Source organism: Pseudomonas sp. MH10 (assembly GCF_034353045.1).
Taxonomy (GTDB): Bacteria; Pseudomonadota; Gammaproteobacteria; order Pseudomonadales; family Pseudomonadaceae; genus Aquipseudomonas.
Map to the genome: position 1 here is coordinate 3,893,445 of NZ_CP133783.1, position 14,481 is coordinate 3,907,925.

At 57.6% G+C, this 14,481-nt stretch carries 13 protein-coding genes; 7 read left to right on the forward strand and 6 right to left on the reverse strand.

Annotation, left to right across the window (positions count from 1 at the left end; all coding sequences use genetic code 11):
* Positions 1-189: 189 nt before the first annotated feature.
* Positions 190-336, forward strand: coding sequence for a PA3496 family putative envelope integrity protein (locus tag RHM59_RS25560; protein ID WP_369124696.1), 147 nt, complete (start codon positions 190-192; stop codon positions 334-336).
* Here the strand turns inward: RHM59_RS25560 and RHM59_RS17305 are convergent.
* Entirely contained in the window at positions 275-1,240 is a 966-nt protein-coding gene (locus tag RHM59_RS17305; protein ID WP_322224875.1) for a LysR family transcriptional regulator, read from the reverse strand. The genes RHM59_RS25560 and RHM59_RS17305 overlap by 62 nt on opposite strands.
* 206 nt (positions 1,241-1,446) lie before the next feature.
* Between RHM59_RS17305 and RHM59_RS17310 the strand changes: the two genes are divergently transcribed.
* Both RHM59_RS17310 and oadA read left to right on the forward strand, forming a co-directional pair.
* Positions 1,447-2,862 (forward strand): acetyl-CoA carboxylase biotin carboxylase subunit, encoded by a 1,416-nt coding sequence (locus RHM59_RS17310; RefSeq protein WP_297837925.1) that lies wholly within the window; start codon positions 1,447-1,449, stop codon positions 2,860-2,862.
* 103 nt (positions 2,863-2,965) lie between these two features.
* Positions 2,966-4,774, forward strand: a complete 1,809-nt coding sequence (gene oadA / locus RHM59_RS17315; protein ID WP_322224877.1) for a sodium-extruding oxaloacetate decarboxylase subunit alpha — start codon at positions 2,966-2,968, stop codon at positions 4,772-4,774.
* A 524-nt stretch (positions 4,775-5,298) separates the two neighbouring features.
* On the opposite strand, the gene RHM59_RS17320 is transcribed toward oadA, so the two are convergent.
* Genes RHM59_RS17320 through RHM59_RS17330 form a run of 3 tightly spaced genes read right to left on the reverse strand, consistent with a single transcriptional unit; the run spans position 5,299 to position 7,067 of the window.
* Positions 5,299-5,970 (reverse strand): GNAT family protein, encoded by a 672-nt coding sequence (locus RHM59_RS17320; protein WP_322224879.1) that lies wholly within the window; start codon positions 5,968-5,970, stop codon positions 5,299-5,301.
* A gap of 16 nt (positions 5,971-5,986) precedes the next feature.
* On the reverse strand, positions 5,987-6,433 hold the full coding sequence (locus RHM59_RS17325) for a GNAT family N-acetyltransferase (RefSeq protein ID WP_322224881.1): 447 nt from the start codon (positions 6,431-6,433) through the stop codon (positions 5,987-5,989).
* A gap of 10 nt (positions 6,434-6,443) precedes the next feature.
* The gene (locus RHM59_RS17330; RefSeq protein WP_322224884.1) at positions 6,444-7,067 is read right to left on the reverse strand and encodes an FMN-binding negative transcriptional regulator; all 624 of its coding nucleotides are present in this window, start codon (positions 7,065-7,067) and stop codon (positions 6,444-6,446) included.
* An 88-nt stretch (positions 7,068-7,155) separates the two neighbouring features.
* Here RHM59_RS17330 and RHM59_RS17335 point away from each other — a divergent pair, with 88 nt between their 5' ends.
* Both RHM59_RS17335 and RHM59_RS17340 read left to right on the forward strand, forming a co-directional pair.
* A complete protein-coding gene (locus RHM59_RS17335; RefSeq protein WP_322224887.1) occupies positions 7,156-8,712 on the forward strand; it encodes a PLP-dependent aminotransferase family protein in 1,557 nt (518 codons plus the stop codon).
* A gap of 44 nt (positions 8,713-8,756) precedes the next feature.
* Positions 8,757-9,968 carry a YeeE/YedE family protein gene (locus tag RHM59_RS17340; protein WP_322224889.1) on the forward strand — a complete coding sequence of 404 codons (1,212 nt, stop codon included), beginning with the start codon at positions 8,757-8,759 and terminating at the stop codon, positions 9,966-9,968.
* Between the two features lie 104 nt (positions 9,969-10,072).
* Here the strand turns inward: RHM59_RS17340 and tkt are convergent, their stop codons facing one another.
* A complete protein-coding gene (gene tkt, locus RHM59_RS17345; protein ID WP_322224892.1) occupies positions 10,073-12,073 on the reverse strand; it encodes a transketolase in 2,001 nt (666 codons plus the stop codon).
* Between tkt and RHM59_RS17350 the strand changes: the two genes are divergently transcribed.
* Together RHM59_RS17350 and RHM59_RS17355 are read left to right on the forward strand one after the other, a co-directional pair.
* Positions 12,072-12,233 (forward strand): hypothetical protein, encoded by a 162-nt coding sequence (locus RHM59_RS17350; protein ID WP_322166720.1) that lies wholly within the window; start codon positions 12,072-12,074, stop codon positions 12,231-12,233. The genes tkt and RHM59_RS17350 overlap by 2 nt on opposite strands.
* Positions 12,234-12,325: 92 nt before the next feature.
* A complete protein-coding gene (locus RHM59_RS17355) occupies positions 12,326-13,213 on the forward strand; it encodes a bestrophin family protein (RefSeq protein WP_322224894.1) in 888 nt (295 codons plus the stop codon).
* Positions 13,214-13,304: 91 nt separating this feature from the next.
* Here the strand turns inward: RHM59_RS17355 and RHM59_RS17360 are convergent, their stop codons facing one another.
* Positions 13,305-14,309, reverse strand: coding sequence for an asparaginase (locus tag RHM59_RS17360; RefSeq protein ID WP_322224896.1), 1,005 nt, complete (start codon positions 14,307-14,309; stop codon positions 13,305-13,307).
* Positions 14,310-14,481 lie beyond the last annotated feature (172 nt).

A 14,481-nucleotide genomic window follows, 5' to 3' on the forward strand; every position in this document is an offset into this window, starting at 1 on the left:
AATCATTCATCGCTCTGTCATCTGATCGCCGCGTAATCGTCATTCCCAGCGTTCATGCTCAAGCTCCCGCAACGTGATGGGAGACAGGACATGCTTCGGCACTACGATGAATCACAACAGCACGCCACGACCACGACCGCTGGCACCACCTCCAAAAACACCCGTCGGCAGCAGGAAGATCAGCGCCGCATGGAGTTCCGACGCGCCATCGAAAGTTATTCCGAACAACGACAGCTGGCCCAAGAGCTTTCTGATTACTTCGACTTGGGCCCAGTCACGAGCGTGTGGCAACAAAGCGCGGTAGATTCCCGTCGAAACGCTCAACAAGCTGGCTAATCTGCGCACGTTCGGCGCGGATGAAAGCAAGAAAGGCATGGGCAACTGGCGACAACGGTTTGTCCTTGGCTTGCACCACGCACCAACTGCGGTACAGCGGCAACTCGGCTACCGGCAGCTCGCGCAGCATGCCGGTGGCCAGTTCCAGGCTTAACGCGTGGCGAGTCAGCATCGCTAACCCTAAACCGGCTACCACGCTTTCACGCTGGGCTTCGTTCGATGCGACTTCCAGCGTGTGACTAAAGTGCACGCGCTTTTCCTTGAAGTATTCTTCACACGCTTTGCGCGTGCCTGAGCCGGCCTCACGAATCACCAGTGAGTACGGTTCAAGGTCCTTCAGCGTCAGCGTTTCGGCAGTGCACAACGGATGATCCGGCGGTGCCACGGCCACGATCGGATTGTTGAGAAAGGGCATGAATTCCAAGCCCATGTCCTGCGGCACCATCGACATCACCACCAAATCATCCCGGTTGTCCGACAGCCGCCGGATAACCTGCGCCCGATTGACCACCGTCAGGTTCAGCATGACGTCGGGGTATTGCCGTTTAAACGCGGCGAACAAATGCGGCACGAAATACTTGGCGCTGGATTCAATAGCCAATTTGAGCTGACCCTGCAACGAACCCTGCATGTCGGTCAGTTGCATATCGAGGTTTTCCAGGCGCCCAAAAATGTCGCGACTGGCGGCTTTGAGCGCGTCCGCAGCCTCCGTCAGGTAGAGTTTTTTGCCTACGTATTCAAACAACGGTTGCCCAATAAGCTCCTCTAACTGACGAATTTGTAGGCTAACAGCCGGTTGTGTAAGAGACATTTCCTCAGCCGCCCGGCTGTAGGATTTCAAGTCACAGACCTCATTAAAAATCCGCAGCTGTCGTAATGTCATACGCATCAATGACTTGCGCATACTTTTCACCTTCTCTAAACGCCGATGAAAGCAACTATAAGGTTTTACTTATACACAACCCAACTTTTACTGATTTTTATTAATCTTGCTCACGGCTTAGGGTAGCTCTCGCCATGCGACTTCATCGGAGTATGCGGGTCACACGCCGAACGGCTCAGCCGGTTCGTCTGTTCTAACGGTCGAGGCTTATCAGTCGAGGAATGCCAGTGATAACAAAAATCCTGATCGCCAACCGCGGTGAAATTGCTGTCCGGATCGTGCGTGCATGCGCCGAGATGGGCATTCGCTCTGTTGCGGTCTATTCCGACGCCGACCGTCATGCGCTGCACGTCAAACGCGCTGACGAAGCCCACAGCATTGGCGCCGAACCGCTCGCTGGCTATTTGAACCCGCGCAAGCTGGTCAATCTGGCCGTGGAAACCGGTTGTGACGCGTTACACCCCGGTTATGGTTTTCTTTCGGAAAACGCTGAACTGGCGGATATCTGCGTTGAGCGTGGGATCAAATTCATCGGTCCGTCGGCTGAAGTCATTCGCCGCATGGGCGACAAAACCGAAGCGCGCCGCAGCATGATCAAGGCGGGCGTGCCCGTGACGCCGGGCACCGAAGGCAACGTTGCGGACATCGCCGAAGCGTTGGTCGAAGGCGAGCGCCTCGGTTATCCGGTGATGCTCAAGGCGACCTCCGGCGGTGGCGGTCGCGGCATTCGCCGTTGCAACAGCCCTGAAGAACTGGAGCAGGCGTTTCCTCGGGTGATCTCGGAAGCCACCAAAGCCTTTGGCTCGGCGGAAGTCTTCCTCGAAAAATGCATCGTCAATCCCAAGCACATCGAAGCCCAGATTCTCGGCGACAGCTTCGGCAACGTCGTTCATCTGTTCGAGCGTGATTGCTCGATCCAGCGCCGTAACCAGAAGCTGATCGAAATTGCCCCCAGCCCCCAGTTGACCCCTGAACAGCGCGCTTACATCGGCGACTTATCAGTGCGTGCGGCTAAGGCGGTGGGCTACGAGAACGCTGGCACCGTGGAGTTTCTGCTCGCCGAGGGCGAGGTGTACTTCATGGAAATGAACACTCGGGTGCAGGTGGAACACACTATCACCGAAGAAATCACCGGCATCGACATCGTCCGTGAACAAATTCGCATCGCTTCCGGCCTGCCGTTGTCGGTCAAGCAGGAAGACATCATTCACCGTGGTTTCGCCCTGCAATTCCGGATCAACGCCGAAGACCCGAAAAACAACTTCCTACCGAGCTTCGGCAAGATCACCCGTTATTACGCGCCCGGCGGTCCCGGCGTGCGCACGGACACAGCGATTTACACCGGCTACACGATTCCGCCGTTTTACGACTCGATGTGCCTGAAGCTGATCGTCTGGGCGTTGACTTGGGAAGAGGCGATGGACCGTGGCCTGCGCGCGCTGGACGACATGCGCCTGCAAGGGGTCAAGACCACGGCGGCGTACTACCAGGAAATTTTGCGAAACCCGGAATTCCGTAGCGGCCAGTTCAACACCAGCTTCGTTGAAGCCCACCCAGAACTGACCAACTATTCGATCAAGCGCAAACCCGAAGAGCTGGCCTTGGCAATCGCCGCCGCCATTGCCGCCCACGCAGGCCTATGAATAAGTTAGCGGCAAGCTTCAAGCGGCAAGCTGCAAGTAAAAGCCGATTACGCTTTTGCTTGTCGCTTGAAGCTCGCAGCTTGTCGCTATAAGGAGCTTTTGAATGTCTAAGAAAATCTTCGTCACTGACACCATCCTGCGTGACGCCCATCAGTCGCTGCTGGCCACTCGCATGCGCACTGAAGACATGCTGCCGATCTGCGAAAAGCTCGACAAGGTTGGCTATTGGTCGCTGGAAGTGTGGGGCGGCGCGACGTTCGATGCCTGCATCCGTTTTCTGAAAGAAGACCCGTGGGAGCGCCTGCGCCAGTTGCGTGCGGCGTTGCCTAACACTCGCTTGCAGATGCTGTTGCGCGGTCAGAACCTGTTGGGCTATCGGCACTACAGTGACGACGTGGTGCGTGCTTTCGTGGCCAAGGCAGCGGTCAACGGCATCGATGTGTTCCGTATTTTTGATGCGATGAACGACGTTCGTAACCTTCGGGTGTCGATTGAAGCGGTGAAAGCGGCGGGCAAGCATGCCCAAGGCACCCTCGCTTACACCACGAGCCCAGTGCACACCATCGACGCGTTTGTCGCCCAAGCCAAACAAATGGAAGCCATGGGTTGCGACTCGGTGGCGATCAAGGACATGGCCGGCCTGTTGACGCCGTATGCCACTGGCGAATTGGTCAAGGCGCTGAAGTCTGAGCAATCGCTGCCGGTGTTCATTCATTCCCATGACACTGCTGGTCTGGCCGCCATGTGTCAGCTGAAAGCGATTGAAAACGGCGCCGATCACATCGACACCGCCATCTCCAGCTTCGCTTGGGGTACCAGCCATCCGGGCACCGAGTCGATGGTCGCTGCGCTCAAGGGCAGCGAATTCGATACCGGTTTGAACCTGGAACTGCTGCAGGAAATTGGTTTGTACTTCTACGCAGTGCGTAAGAAATACCACCAGTTTGAGAGTGAATTTACCTCTGTCGACACCCGTGTGCAGGTCAACCAAGTACCGGGCGGGATGATTTCCAACCTGGCTAACCAGCTCAAAGAGCAGGGCGCGCTGAACCGCATGGCCGAAGTGATGGCGGAAATTCCTCGGGTTCGTAAAGACCTCGGCTACCCGCCGCTGGTTACCCCGACTTCTCAGATCGTCGGTACTCAGGCGTTTTTTAACGTGCTGGCCGGTGAGCGCTACAAAACCATCACCAACGAAGTGAAGCTGTACCTGCAAGGCGGTTACGGTAAAGCGCCGGGTATCGTGGATGAAGAGCTGCGCCGTCAGGCCATTGGCAACGAAGAACTGATCGACGTGCGCCCGGCGGATTTGCTCAAGCCGGAAATGGTCAAGCTGCGGGCTGAAATAGGTGCGGTGGCCACGTCCGAAGAAGACGTGCTGACCTATGCCATGTTCCCGGATATCGGGCGCAAATTCCTCGAAGAGCGCGCAGCGGGCACGTTGAAACCTGAAGAGCTGTTGCCAATTCCCGAAGCGGGCGGTGTCAGCAAAGCGGGCGGCGAGGGCGTACCGACTGAGTTCGTGATCGACGTACACGGTGAAAGCTACCGCGTCGACATCACCGGTGTCGGCGTCAAAGCCGGCGGCAAGCGTCACTTCTACCTGACCATCGATGGCATGCCGGAAGAGGTGGTTTTCGAACCGCTCAACGAATTCGTGGGTGGCGGCATCGGCAAGCGCGCGCAAGCGACAGCACCGGGCCATGTGAGCACCACCATGCCGGGCAACATCGTCGAAGTATTGGTCAAAGAGGGCGACGTGGTCAAAGCCGGTCAGGCCTTGCTGATCACCGAAGCGATGAAGATGGAGACTGAAGTACAGGCCACCATCGCGGGCAAAGTCACGGCGATTCATGTCGCCAAAGGGGACCGCGTCAACCCAGGCGAAATCCTGGTGGAAATCGAGGGCTGATTCGATACCCGCTTAACTGTTTACTCTGGGGGGAGCACTTGTGGCTCCCCTTTTTTTAATTTCGAATTCAACCTGTGGGATTGCCCGAAATTCTGTGGGACCGAATTTATTCGGGAATGGATTCCACATCCAACCTCATCGGCGCCTGATACGACGCCTTCCCGAATAAATTCGGTCCCACATATGTCGTTGTTTTCAGAATTCTGTAGGAACACCCAAGGCTGCGATAAGATTTTTCAGTGCCGACTATTCCGAGTCTGCCAAAAAACTCCGTGGGAGTTGGCTTGCCAACGAAAGCGTCAATGCAGGCGACCCAGGTTTCAGGGTGACATTAGCGGCGTGATTTTGGGCCTCTTCGCAGGCAAGCCTACTCCCACAGGATTTGTGGCTGCTTGCTATCAACCTCGTCAATGAAACCCCAGAGCCGTGCCGGCTTCGCAGCCTTCGGCAGCTCAGTTGCCGGTGTTTACTGAGACCACCTCAGCGCATGAATGAATTCGGTCCCACAGTTACGGCCTGTGCCATTAGCCTCGGAAAGTTTCCAACGATCGAATCTGCTGCCCACCCTCAAAGTTATCCACGGCCAACCAGCCTTCAAACGCTTGCTGCAACGCTGGCCATTCCGCGTCGGTTATCGAGTACCACGTGGTGTCCCGATTGATCCCTTTCACCACCATGTGCTGGCGGAAGGTGCCTTCGAAGGTAAAGCCGAAGCGTTCGGCGGCGCGTTTGGAGCGCTGGTTACTGTCGTTGCATTTCCACTCCAAACGCCGATGGCCCAACGCGAAGGACTCTTTGGCCAGCAGGTAAATGACCTCGGTGCCTTTGGCAGTGCGTTGCATGGCGCCGCCAAACATCACGTGGCCGATTTCGATTCGGCCATGATCAGGGACGATCGACATCAGGCTCAGGCAGCCGTCCACGATTCCGGTCTCGCGGTCGATCACGGTGTAAAACCAAGGGTCGTTCCCCGCTGCGAGGCGACTTAGCCAGTTGTCGAACTCGGCGCGTTGGTTGAACGGGCCATACGGCAAATAATCCCACAGCTTCGGGTCGGAATTCGGGCCCTGCAAAGCGGTCCATAAACCATCGCAGTGACGCACGGCGTCCAGTTTTTCAAGACGTATGAAGCGGCCTTCGATGGGTTTGGCATTCGGCAACTTAGCCGTTTGCCAGTGCAGTTCAGCGGTCGACATGAGCAAAATTCCAGGGCTAGAGCGGTTTACGAAATTGAATGAAACCGGGGCGTTCGGCAATGCGTTCATACAGCTGAATGGCGGTGGCATTGGTTTCGTGGGTCAGCCAATGAACCTTGTCGCAGTTATTTTCACCGGCGGTGGCGTAGACGTATTCGATTAACTGCCTGCCGACCCCGGTGCCGCGTTGCTCCGGGCTGACCAGCAGGTCTTGCAGGTAGCAAGCGTTCTTGATGCTCCAGTTAGAGCGATGGTAGATGAAGTGAACCATGCCAACCGCTTTGTCACCGCTCCAGGCGAGGGCCGCGTTGGTGGGTTCGCTCGGGTTTAGGATTCGCTGCCAAGTGACGTCACTGACGCTGTCGGGCAATTCGGTCTTGTAGAACGTCAAATAGGCTTTCCACAGCGGCAGCCAAGCGGCGTGGTCTTCCGGCGTGACGGGGCGGATCTGTATGTCGGTCATCAATGGCTCCTTAGCGCATCAGTCGGGCGAGTTCGTTGTCATTGGGCGCGGCACTGGCGGCGAGTCCGTCACGGACGCCTGCAATGTCAGCCGCGTTGCGGTTCTGGTTGAGCTTGCGCTTGCCTTCGAGCCGGGTGATCGGCACGGCAAACCCGACGATGGCGCCGAGCATTTTGTCGATGTACTCCTTTGGCGCGTCCTCCACCGCCCAAGGCATGGCGCGTCCGGCTTCATGCTTGTCGGTCAAAGCGCTGACCAGATCAAGCAGTCGACTCGCGTCGTGAAACACTTCGGGCGTGCCATAAGCGTGAATCGCCAAAAAATTCCAGGTGGGCACCACTTGGCCATGTTCGGCCTTGCTCGGGTAAAACGACGGGCTGACGTAGGCGTCCGGGCCGGCGAAGATCAACAGGGCTTCGGCACCGCTGGCCAGCTCCTTCCACTGCGGGTTGGCTTTGGCCAAATGCCCGTGCAGCGTGCCGTTCGGGCCTTGGTTCGGGCTGAGCAGCAGCGGCACATGGTTCGCCAGTAAACCCAGCGCGCCGTGGGTGACTAAAACGGCGAGGCGCGTGCCTTCCATGTGCTGGTGCAGGAGGGCGAGATCCTCTTCTTTAAATGCGCTGGGTAGGTACATGAGTTTTTCCTTGGCGGATGGCTAAATCTTAGGCACGCTATTGGTTGGTTGTAAGAGCCATTAACGATCAATTTCGTAGGGCCAATTCATGGCGTTCAGCACTTCTTCTTTTCCATTCGATCCTGCCGGTATCGAACTTGATCCCAGCCGTGGGCTGAGCCGTCAGCTCTATCAAACGCTACGCCAGCGGATTCTCGACGGCAGTTTGAGCAGTGGCACACGGTTACCCGCCAGCCGGGATCTGGCGTCGTCGTTGTCGATTTCCCGAAATAGCGTCATGCGCGCCTACGACCAGCTCTATGCCGAGGGTTTTACCGAAGGGCGCATTGGCGACGGCACTTACGTTGCGCAGCTTGCGTCACCATCGGTCGCGTCAAAGAAGGCAGTTAAGTTATCCACAAAAGTGTCCACAGGCTTATCAACAGGCTTACCCACAGCCTTATCCACAATTTCGTCTGATTCGGGTCACGTTCAGCCTGAAAAAGTTGTCCACAACACCGCACTGAATTTGCTTCAACAGCATCATTTGCCGCCACCGCGAGGCGATGCTCCACGGGCCTTTCGGGTGGGCGTGCCGGCATTTGACCTGTTCCCATTCGGGGTTTGGGGCAAGTTACACGCTGCTTTTTGGCGAAAGCCGGACTTGGGCAAACTGGGATACGGCGAGCCCGCAGGAGACTGGCGCCTGCGCGAGTTGATCTCGGCCTATTTGCGCAGTTCCAGAGGCTTGCATTGCAGCCCTGAACAAATAGTAATCACCAGTGGCGCACAGCAAGCGATTAGCCTTTGTGCACAGCTGTTGGTCGAAGTGGGCGATGCGGTGGCGGTGGAAAATCCGGGGTATCGCGCAGCGGCCCACGCATTCGCCATCGCCGGGGCGCAGTTGCACGGCATCGGCGTGGACAACGAAGGCATGCGTTGTTCCGAACTACTGCACAGCGATTGCACCCTGGCGTATGTCACGCCGTCACACCAATACCCGACAGGCGTGACCATGAGTTTGGCGCGGCGCCTTGAAATCCTTACTTGGGCAGAACGGACTCAAGGCTGGATCGTCGAGGATGATTACGACGGTGAGTACCGTTACAGCGGTGCGCCATTGGCACCCTTGGCGTCGCTGGATCAGAACGGACGGGTGTTGTACGTCGGCACCTTTGGCAAAATTGCTTTTCCGGCCCTGCGCCTGGGCTATTTGGTGCTACCGCTGGGGTTGGTTGAAGCCTTCAGTCAGCGCCGAGCCGTGGACATGCGTCACTCCGAAGTCGGGACGCAGGCGGTCATGGCCGAATTCATCGCCGCCGGGCATTTCCAGCGACACATCCGTCGCATGCGCCGCGCTGCGCTGAGTCGTCGGGATGCGTTGTTGGCGGGCTGGCCGCACGGCATCAGCGGCTGTGGCGCGATGCCGAAGGTCGTCGCCGGACTGCACGTTGCGGTGCCGGTATCCACCCTGGCCCGTGAGGGAGAATTGATCGACAAGGCCGCAAGCGTCGGCGTTGAGATCAACCCGTTGAGCGATTATTGGTTGCCGACGTCTTCTGAGCCTGTGGATAACCGTGCAGGGTTGGTCTTGGGTTTCGCCGCCATGCCTGAGCCAAGCATTCGCGAGGCGCTGGATAAGCTGCGCCAAGTGTGGGCGAATTAAGCGTTTATACTCGCGCCATTGCACTTCACTCACCGAGATCCGTTATGAGTCTTCCTCTCTCTGCGACGCCTGCACGCAAGCCCGCCGCTCCACTAATCGCCTTTGTTTTGTTGTTATTCGGCGCTGCGTTTTTGCAAAACAGCGTGGGTTCGCGCCTGATGTTGCTGCTGGTAGTCGGCGCGGCGTTGGGTCTAACCCTTTACCACGCCGCGTTCGGTTTCACCTCGGCGTGGCGGGTATTTATCAGTGATCGCCGTGGCGCCGGTTTGCGCGCGCAGATGGTGATGCTGGCGGTGGCCGTGGTGCTGTTCTTTCCCGCACTGGGCGCGGGCAGCTTATTCGGTCAGCCAGTGGTGGGTCTGGTGGCGCCTGCGGGTATTTCCGTGGTGGTCGGCGCGTTCATGTTTGGTATTGGCATGCAGCTCGGTGGCGGCTGTGCATCGGGCACCTTGTTCACCGTCGGCGGCGGCAACGCGCGGATGTTAGTGACGCTGCTGTTTTTCATTGTCGGATCGTTGATCGCTACTCATCACGTCGATTGGTGGTTTTCACTGCCGTCGTTTCCGGCGATTTCCATCGTCAAAAGCTTCGGGGTTTATCCCGCGTTGGTGATGAGCCTGGCGCTGTTCGCGATTATTGCGGCGGTGACCGTGCGCCTGGAAAAGCGCCGTCATGGTCAGCTTGAGGAAGGCGTCACCAGCGAGCACATCGGCCTGCGCCGTTTTCTGCGCGGGCCTTGGCCATTGGTATGGGGCGCGATTGGTTTGGCGTTGCTCAACTACGCGACCTTGGCACTCGCCGGTCGGCCATGGGGAATCACCTCGGCTTTCGCGTTGTGGGGCGCCAAAGTCGCCAGTGGTCTAGGCGTGGACGTTGGCAGTTGGGTGTTTTGGCAACTCCCGGGCAACGCCAAAGCCTTGGCTGCGCCGGTATGGGAAGACGTCACCAGTGTCATGGACATCGGCATTATGCTGGGTGCGCTGTTGGCAGCAGGGCTGGCCGGACGTTTCGCACCCAACCTGAAAATCCCCGCCCGCTCATTGATCGCGGCAGTCATCGGCGGTCTGTTGTTGGGTTACGGCTCTCGCCTGGCCTACGGCTGCAACATCGGCGCCTACTTCAGCGGCATCGCCTCCGGCAGCTTGCACGGCTGGGTGTGGCTGGTGGCGGCGTTTATTGGGAATGGCGTCGGGGTGAAATTGCGGCCGTATTTCTTTGTCGGTGAGCGTCCGCAGGTGGCGTTGAGTGGGTGCTGAATAGGAACGGTAACTGCAGCGATTGTTTAGACAAAAAATGCAATTATTCTGGCTAAAGAATGAATTTAGCGCAGGAATAATTGCATTTATCTCTCGCCCGCAGGCTATTTCTCTAGCTGCGCCTTCGCCACCTTCACAATATTCTCCACGGTGAAGCCAAACTTGGCTTGGAGCTTCTCAATCGGAGCCGAGGCGCCGAAGGTGTTCATGACGATTTTGGCTCCGGTGTTGCCGACGTAGCGGTCCCAGCCCACGGGGCCAGCTTGTTCAACCACCACCCTGGCAGTGACGCTCGGCGGGAATACGCTGTCGCGGTAGGCTTGGTCTTGATCCTCGAACAGTTCCCAGCTGGGCATTGAAACCACCCGCGCCGCGATGCCTTCTGATTTGAGCTTCTCGTACGCTTGTACGGTCATGCCGACTTCGCTGCCGGTGGCGATCAAGATTACTTCCGGCTGACCGTGCCCTGCGTCACCCAACACATAAGCGCCGCGAGCCGTGTCCTCTGCGCTGGCATACACCGAGCGATCCAGCGTCGGCAGCGGTTGGCGCGAAAGCACAATGCACGACGGCCGATTGGTTTGCGCCAGGGCGATCTTCCAGACCTGAACGGTTTCATTGGCATCGCCGGGGCGCAATGTCAGCAGGCCGGGCGTCGAGCGCAGTTGGGTCAGCTGTTCGATGGGTTGGTGCGTCGGCCCGTCTTCACCGACACCGATGGAGTCGTGGGTGAAGACGAAAATCACCGGCAGCTCCATGATCGACGCAAGACGAATCGGCGGTTTCATGTAGTCGCTGAACACCAGGAATGTCGAGGTGTACGGGCGGATATATGACAGCGCCATGCCATTGGCAATTGACCCCATGGCGTGTTCGCGAATGCCGAAGTGCAGGTTGCGCCCGCCATAGTTTTCGGCCGAATAGCTGTCCGCGCCGTCGAATGTCAGGTTGGTCTTGGTCGAGGGCGACAAGTCGGCAGAGCCACCCATCAGCCATGGGATTTTCGAGGCGAACGCATTGAGAACTTTGCCGCCGGAGGCACGGGATGCGATGCCTTTTGCGTCGGTTTCGAATTGTTCCAGCTCATCCTGCCAATCGTCGGGCATCTCGCCAGCACGCATCCGGCGCAACTGATCGGTTAGGGTCGGGTCACTGTTGCCAAGCTCGGCCAAGGTTTTTTCCCACGCTTCGTACTCCGCGCTGTTGCGTTCAATCAGGGCGTCTCGTAAGCAGTGCTGGGCCTCTTGCGGCACCAGGAAGCTGGCATTTTCGTCCCAGCCATAGAATTTTTTGGTCAGACGAATTTCTTCCACGCCCAAGGGTTCGCCGTGGGCCGCTGCGGTGTTGTGCTTATGCGGCGCGCCATAACCAATCACGCTGTCAACCACGATCAATGTGGGGGCGTCTTGGTTGTGTTTGAAGGTTTCAATCGCTTTGGCCAGCGCCACGGTATCGTTAGCGTTGGTGACGTGCAGCGTATTCCAGCCATAGCCCTTGAACCGGGTCTGCACGTCTTCGTTGAACGACAGCTCGGTGTGGCCCTCGATGGTGATGGTGTTGTTGTCGTAGATCCAGCACAGGTTAGCGAGCTTGAGATGGCCGGCAATCGATGCCGCTTCGGACGACACGCCCTCCATCATGTCGCCATCACCGCACAGCACGTAAACGTTGTAATCGAACAGCGTTGCGTCGGGACGGTTGAAGCGCGTGCCCAACCAGCGTTCAGCCATGGCCATGCCCACGCTGTTGGCACACCCTTGGCCCAGCGGACCGGTGGTGGTTTCGACGCCCGTGGTCATGCGGTATTCCGGGTGACCAGGGGTTTTAGAGTCCATCTGACGGAACTGTTTGATGTCTTCCAGGCTGACCGCCGGTTTGCCTGAAGGTTGGCCGTGTTCGTCGATTTCGATCACGCCGGCCAAGTGCAGCAATGAATACAGCAGCATCGATGCATGGCCGACCGACAGCACAAAGCGGTCGCGATTTGGCCAATCGGGGTGCTCAGGGTGATAACGCAGAAATTGATTCCAGACTGTGTAACCTACCGGCGCCAGTGCCATCGGTGTTCCAGGGTGGCCGGAGTTGGCTTTTTGGACGGCATCCATGGCGAGCGTGCGAATGGTGTTAATGCACAGTTGGTCGCGCGTGGTGCGCTGTTCGATGGAGGAAGACGTTGAAGACGAGCCCATTGAATTTACCCTCGGTGACGTGCTGCTGAACATCCAGATAGGTGTTGAGCACGAAAAAGGCGAGTTTGTTCCATGAAACTTCAGATCCGTCGGTGCCGAACCATTTGAGCAAAAAGCATTCGAACCCCAGGGGACAGCGCTCGTGTTGTCGTCGAACGAGGTAATCTCTTGCAGCAGGCAATCGTTGAGAAGTATCAGTTTTTGGTCCGAACCCTGTCTTATGTGGGGTGGTCGCTGGTTTGGCTGTTGGTCTGGGATGTCATCGTCACCGTCGATTTCATGCTTTATCTGGAGCGCAAGGTCACCTTGCCCCCGCTGCCACTGACACTGCTGGGTTCGGCGTTGGTCGTGCTGACCAGCTTTCGCAATTCCAGTGCCTACAACCGCTGGTGGGAAGCCCGAACCTTGTGGGGCGGTTTGGTCAACAATTCCCGCAGTTTTGCCCGGCAAGCCTTGACGTTTATTGACGACAATGGAGACATTAATCCGGTTAAAGCCGTGCTGCTACGCCGGCATGTGGCTTACGTGAAATGTTTATCGGCGCATTTAAAAGGTGAAACCTGCGGCGCAGAAGTGCAGGCGCTGATCTCCCCCGAGGAGTTTGACCGTCGTCACGATACCAACAATTTTCCCAATGATTTGCTCAATGCCTCTGCTGCGCTGCTGGCCAAAGAGTTCAAGTCCGGTCACCTGGACAGCATTCGGTTGGCACGAATCGAATCCACGCTGGTGGAAATTTCTAATTGCCAAGGCGGCATGGAACGCATCGCTAACACGCCGTTGCCTTACCCGTATGTGGCCTTTCCAAGGCTGTTCATCACCCTGTTTTGCGTGATCGTACCCATCGGTCTGGTGGAAACGCTTGGCTGGTTCACGCCGCTGGCCTCCACCGTAGTGGGTTTCATGCTGCTGGCGATTGAGAAAATCGGCACCGATCTGCAAAGCCCGTTTCTGGCCAGCGAGCATGAAATTCAAATGACAGCGCTGTGCACGAATATCGAGCGCAACTTGGACTCAATGTTGCGGGATGCTCAGGTGGAGCGGGGTGATATATAGATTATTTATAACCCTGTAGGAGCGAACTTGTTCGCGAGGCGGTATCCACTTCGCCAACAAGTTGGCTCCTACAAAGGCTTTGGCGTTTTTGTTAGAGCAATTCCCCACACACATCCAGTTCAACTAACCGTCGTACTTCTTCTATCCCAAGCCCCGCACCCAGCAGCGCATGCAGTTTGCCGAACGCCGCTTCTCGGGTCATGCCGCCGCCCGACGCCACGCCAACACCGCGCAGGCGGCTGCCCGCTTCGTAAACGTCCAGTTCGACGCCGCCTTCATGGCATTGGGTGATTGCTACCACGCAGATGCCACGTTGATGAGCATTTTTCAGGCTGGCGAGGAACTCTGGGTTGTCGCTCGGGCCGGTGCCGCTGCCGAAGCATTCGAGGACCAGCGCTTGGATGCCGCTGTCGAGCACCGCGTTTAGGTGCTGAGCGTTGATACCTGGAAACAGCGGCAGCACGGCGACGTTGGCGATGGTTTTAGGCTGGCGATAATCCAGAGCGTTCGGCATCGGCTGCGCCGACTCGCCACCCCGCGTGCGCTGCAACGCCGCAAACGGATGCCGCCCAAAGCTGCGGATTTTCGCGCAACGGGTCGGCGCCAGCAGTTCACCGTGGAAATACAGCTGTACGCCGGATTTCAGGCCTTTGCCAAGGGCGAGTAGGGCGCCGTTGAGGTTTTCCCAGGCATCGCTGTCATCTACGCCAGCGGGCAGCATCGAGCCGGTGCACACCACTGGCGCATTCAATCCAATTAGCTGGAAACACATCGCAGCCGCGCTGTAGGCCAAAGTGTCGGTGCCGTGCAAAATCAGCACGCCATCGCAGCCATCGACATCCACCGCTTCAATCACCGCTTCACGCAAGCGCTGCCAATAGGCAGGGGTCATATTGGCGCTGTCGATCAGTGGGAGCAATTCTCGAAACCGCCAGTTGGGCACCTGAAGGTCCGGTTGCGCGGCCAGTTGTTCGGCCATCCTCGCTTCAAATCCCGACGCCGGGGCCAGCCCGTTGGCGCTGGCCTGCATACCAATCGTGCCGCCGGTATAAAGCACCATGACCTGCTGGGCGGGTGACTGCGTGTCGCTATTCATTGGGTTTTCTCTAGACAGGTCAGGGATTGGCGTGATTCGTAAGGTATGGCGTAGACGGTTAAAAGTAAAAACAAGCAGGCAAAAAAAGGGCCTGGAGAGTGATCTTCAGGCCCTCAAAAGGTGAGAGGTGTCTAGTCCCTCGACCTGGTGAACGTTGTGCGACGTGGCGTTA

What these genes read in the sequence shown, in the direction of transcription:
- RHM59_RS17305 (WP_322224875.1), bottom strand. Translation starts at nt 1,240, where the DNA reads ATGCGCAAGTCATTGATGCGTATGACATTACGACAGCTGCGGATTTTT.
- RHM59_RS25560 (WP_369124696.1), top strand. Translation starts at nt 190, where the DNA reads ATGGAGTTCCGACGCGCCATCGAAAGTTATTCCGAACAACGACAGCTG.
- RHM59_RS17360 (WP_322224896.1), bottom strand. Translation starts at nt 14,309, where the DNA reads ATGAATAGCGACACGCAGTCACCCGCCCAGCAGGTCATGGTGCTTTAT.
- RHM59_RS17340 (WP_322224889.1), top strand. Translation starts at nt 8,757, where the DNA reads ATGAGTCTTCCTCTCTCTGCGACGCCTGCACGCAAGCCCGCCGCTCCA.
- RHM59_RS17350 (WP_322166720.1), top strand. Translation starts at nt 12,072, where the DNA reads ATGGCGAGCGTGCGAATGGTGTTAATGCACAGTTGGTCGCGCGTGGTG.
- RHM59_RS17325 (WP_322224881.1), bottom strand. Translation starts at nt 6,433, where the DNA reads ATGACCGACATACAGATCCGCCCCGTCACGCCGGAAGACCACGCCGCT.
- RHM59_RS17335 (WP_322224887.1), top strand. Translation starts at nt 7,156, where the DNA reads ATGGCGTTCAGCACTTCTTCTTTTCCATTCGATCCTGCCGGTATCGAA.
- oadA (WP_322224877.1), top strand. Translation starts at nt 2,966, where the DNA reads ATGTCTAAGAAAATCTTCGTCACTGACACCATCCTGCGTGACGCCCAT.
- tkt (WP_322224892.1), bottom strand. Translation starts at nt 12,073, where the DNA reads ATGGATGCCGTCCAAAAAGCCAACTCCGGCCACCCTGGAACACCGATG.
- RHM59_RS17320 (WP_322224879.1), bottom strand. Translation starts at nt 5,970, where the DNA reads ATGTCGACCGCTGAACTGCACTGGCAAACGGCTAAGTTGCCGAATGCC.
- RHM59_RS17330 (WP_322224884.1), bottom strand. Translation starts at nt 7,067, where the DNA reads ATGTACCTACCCAGCGCATTTAAAGAAGAGGATCTCGCCCTCCTGCAC.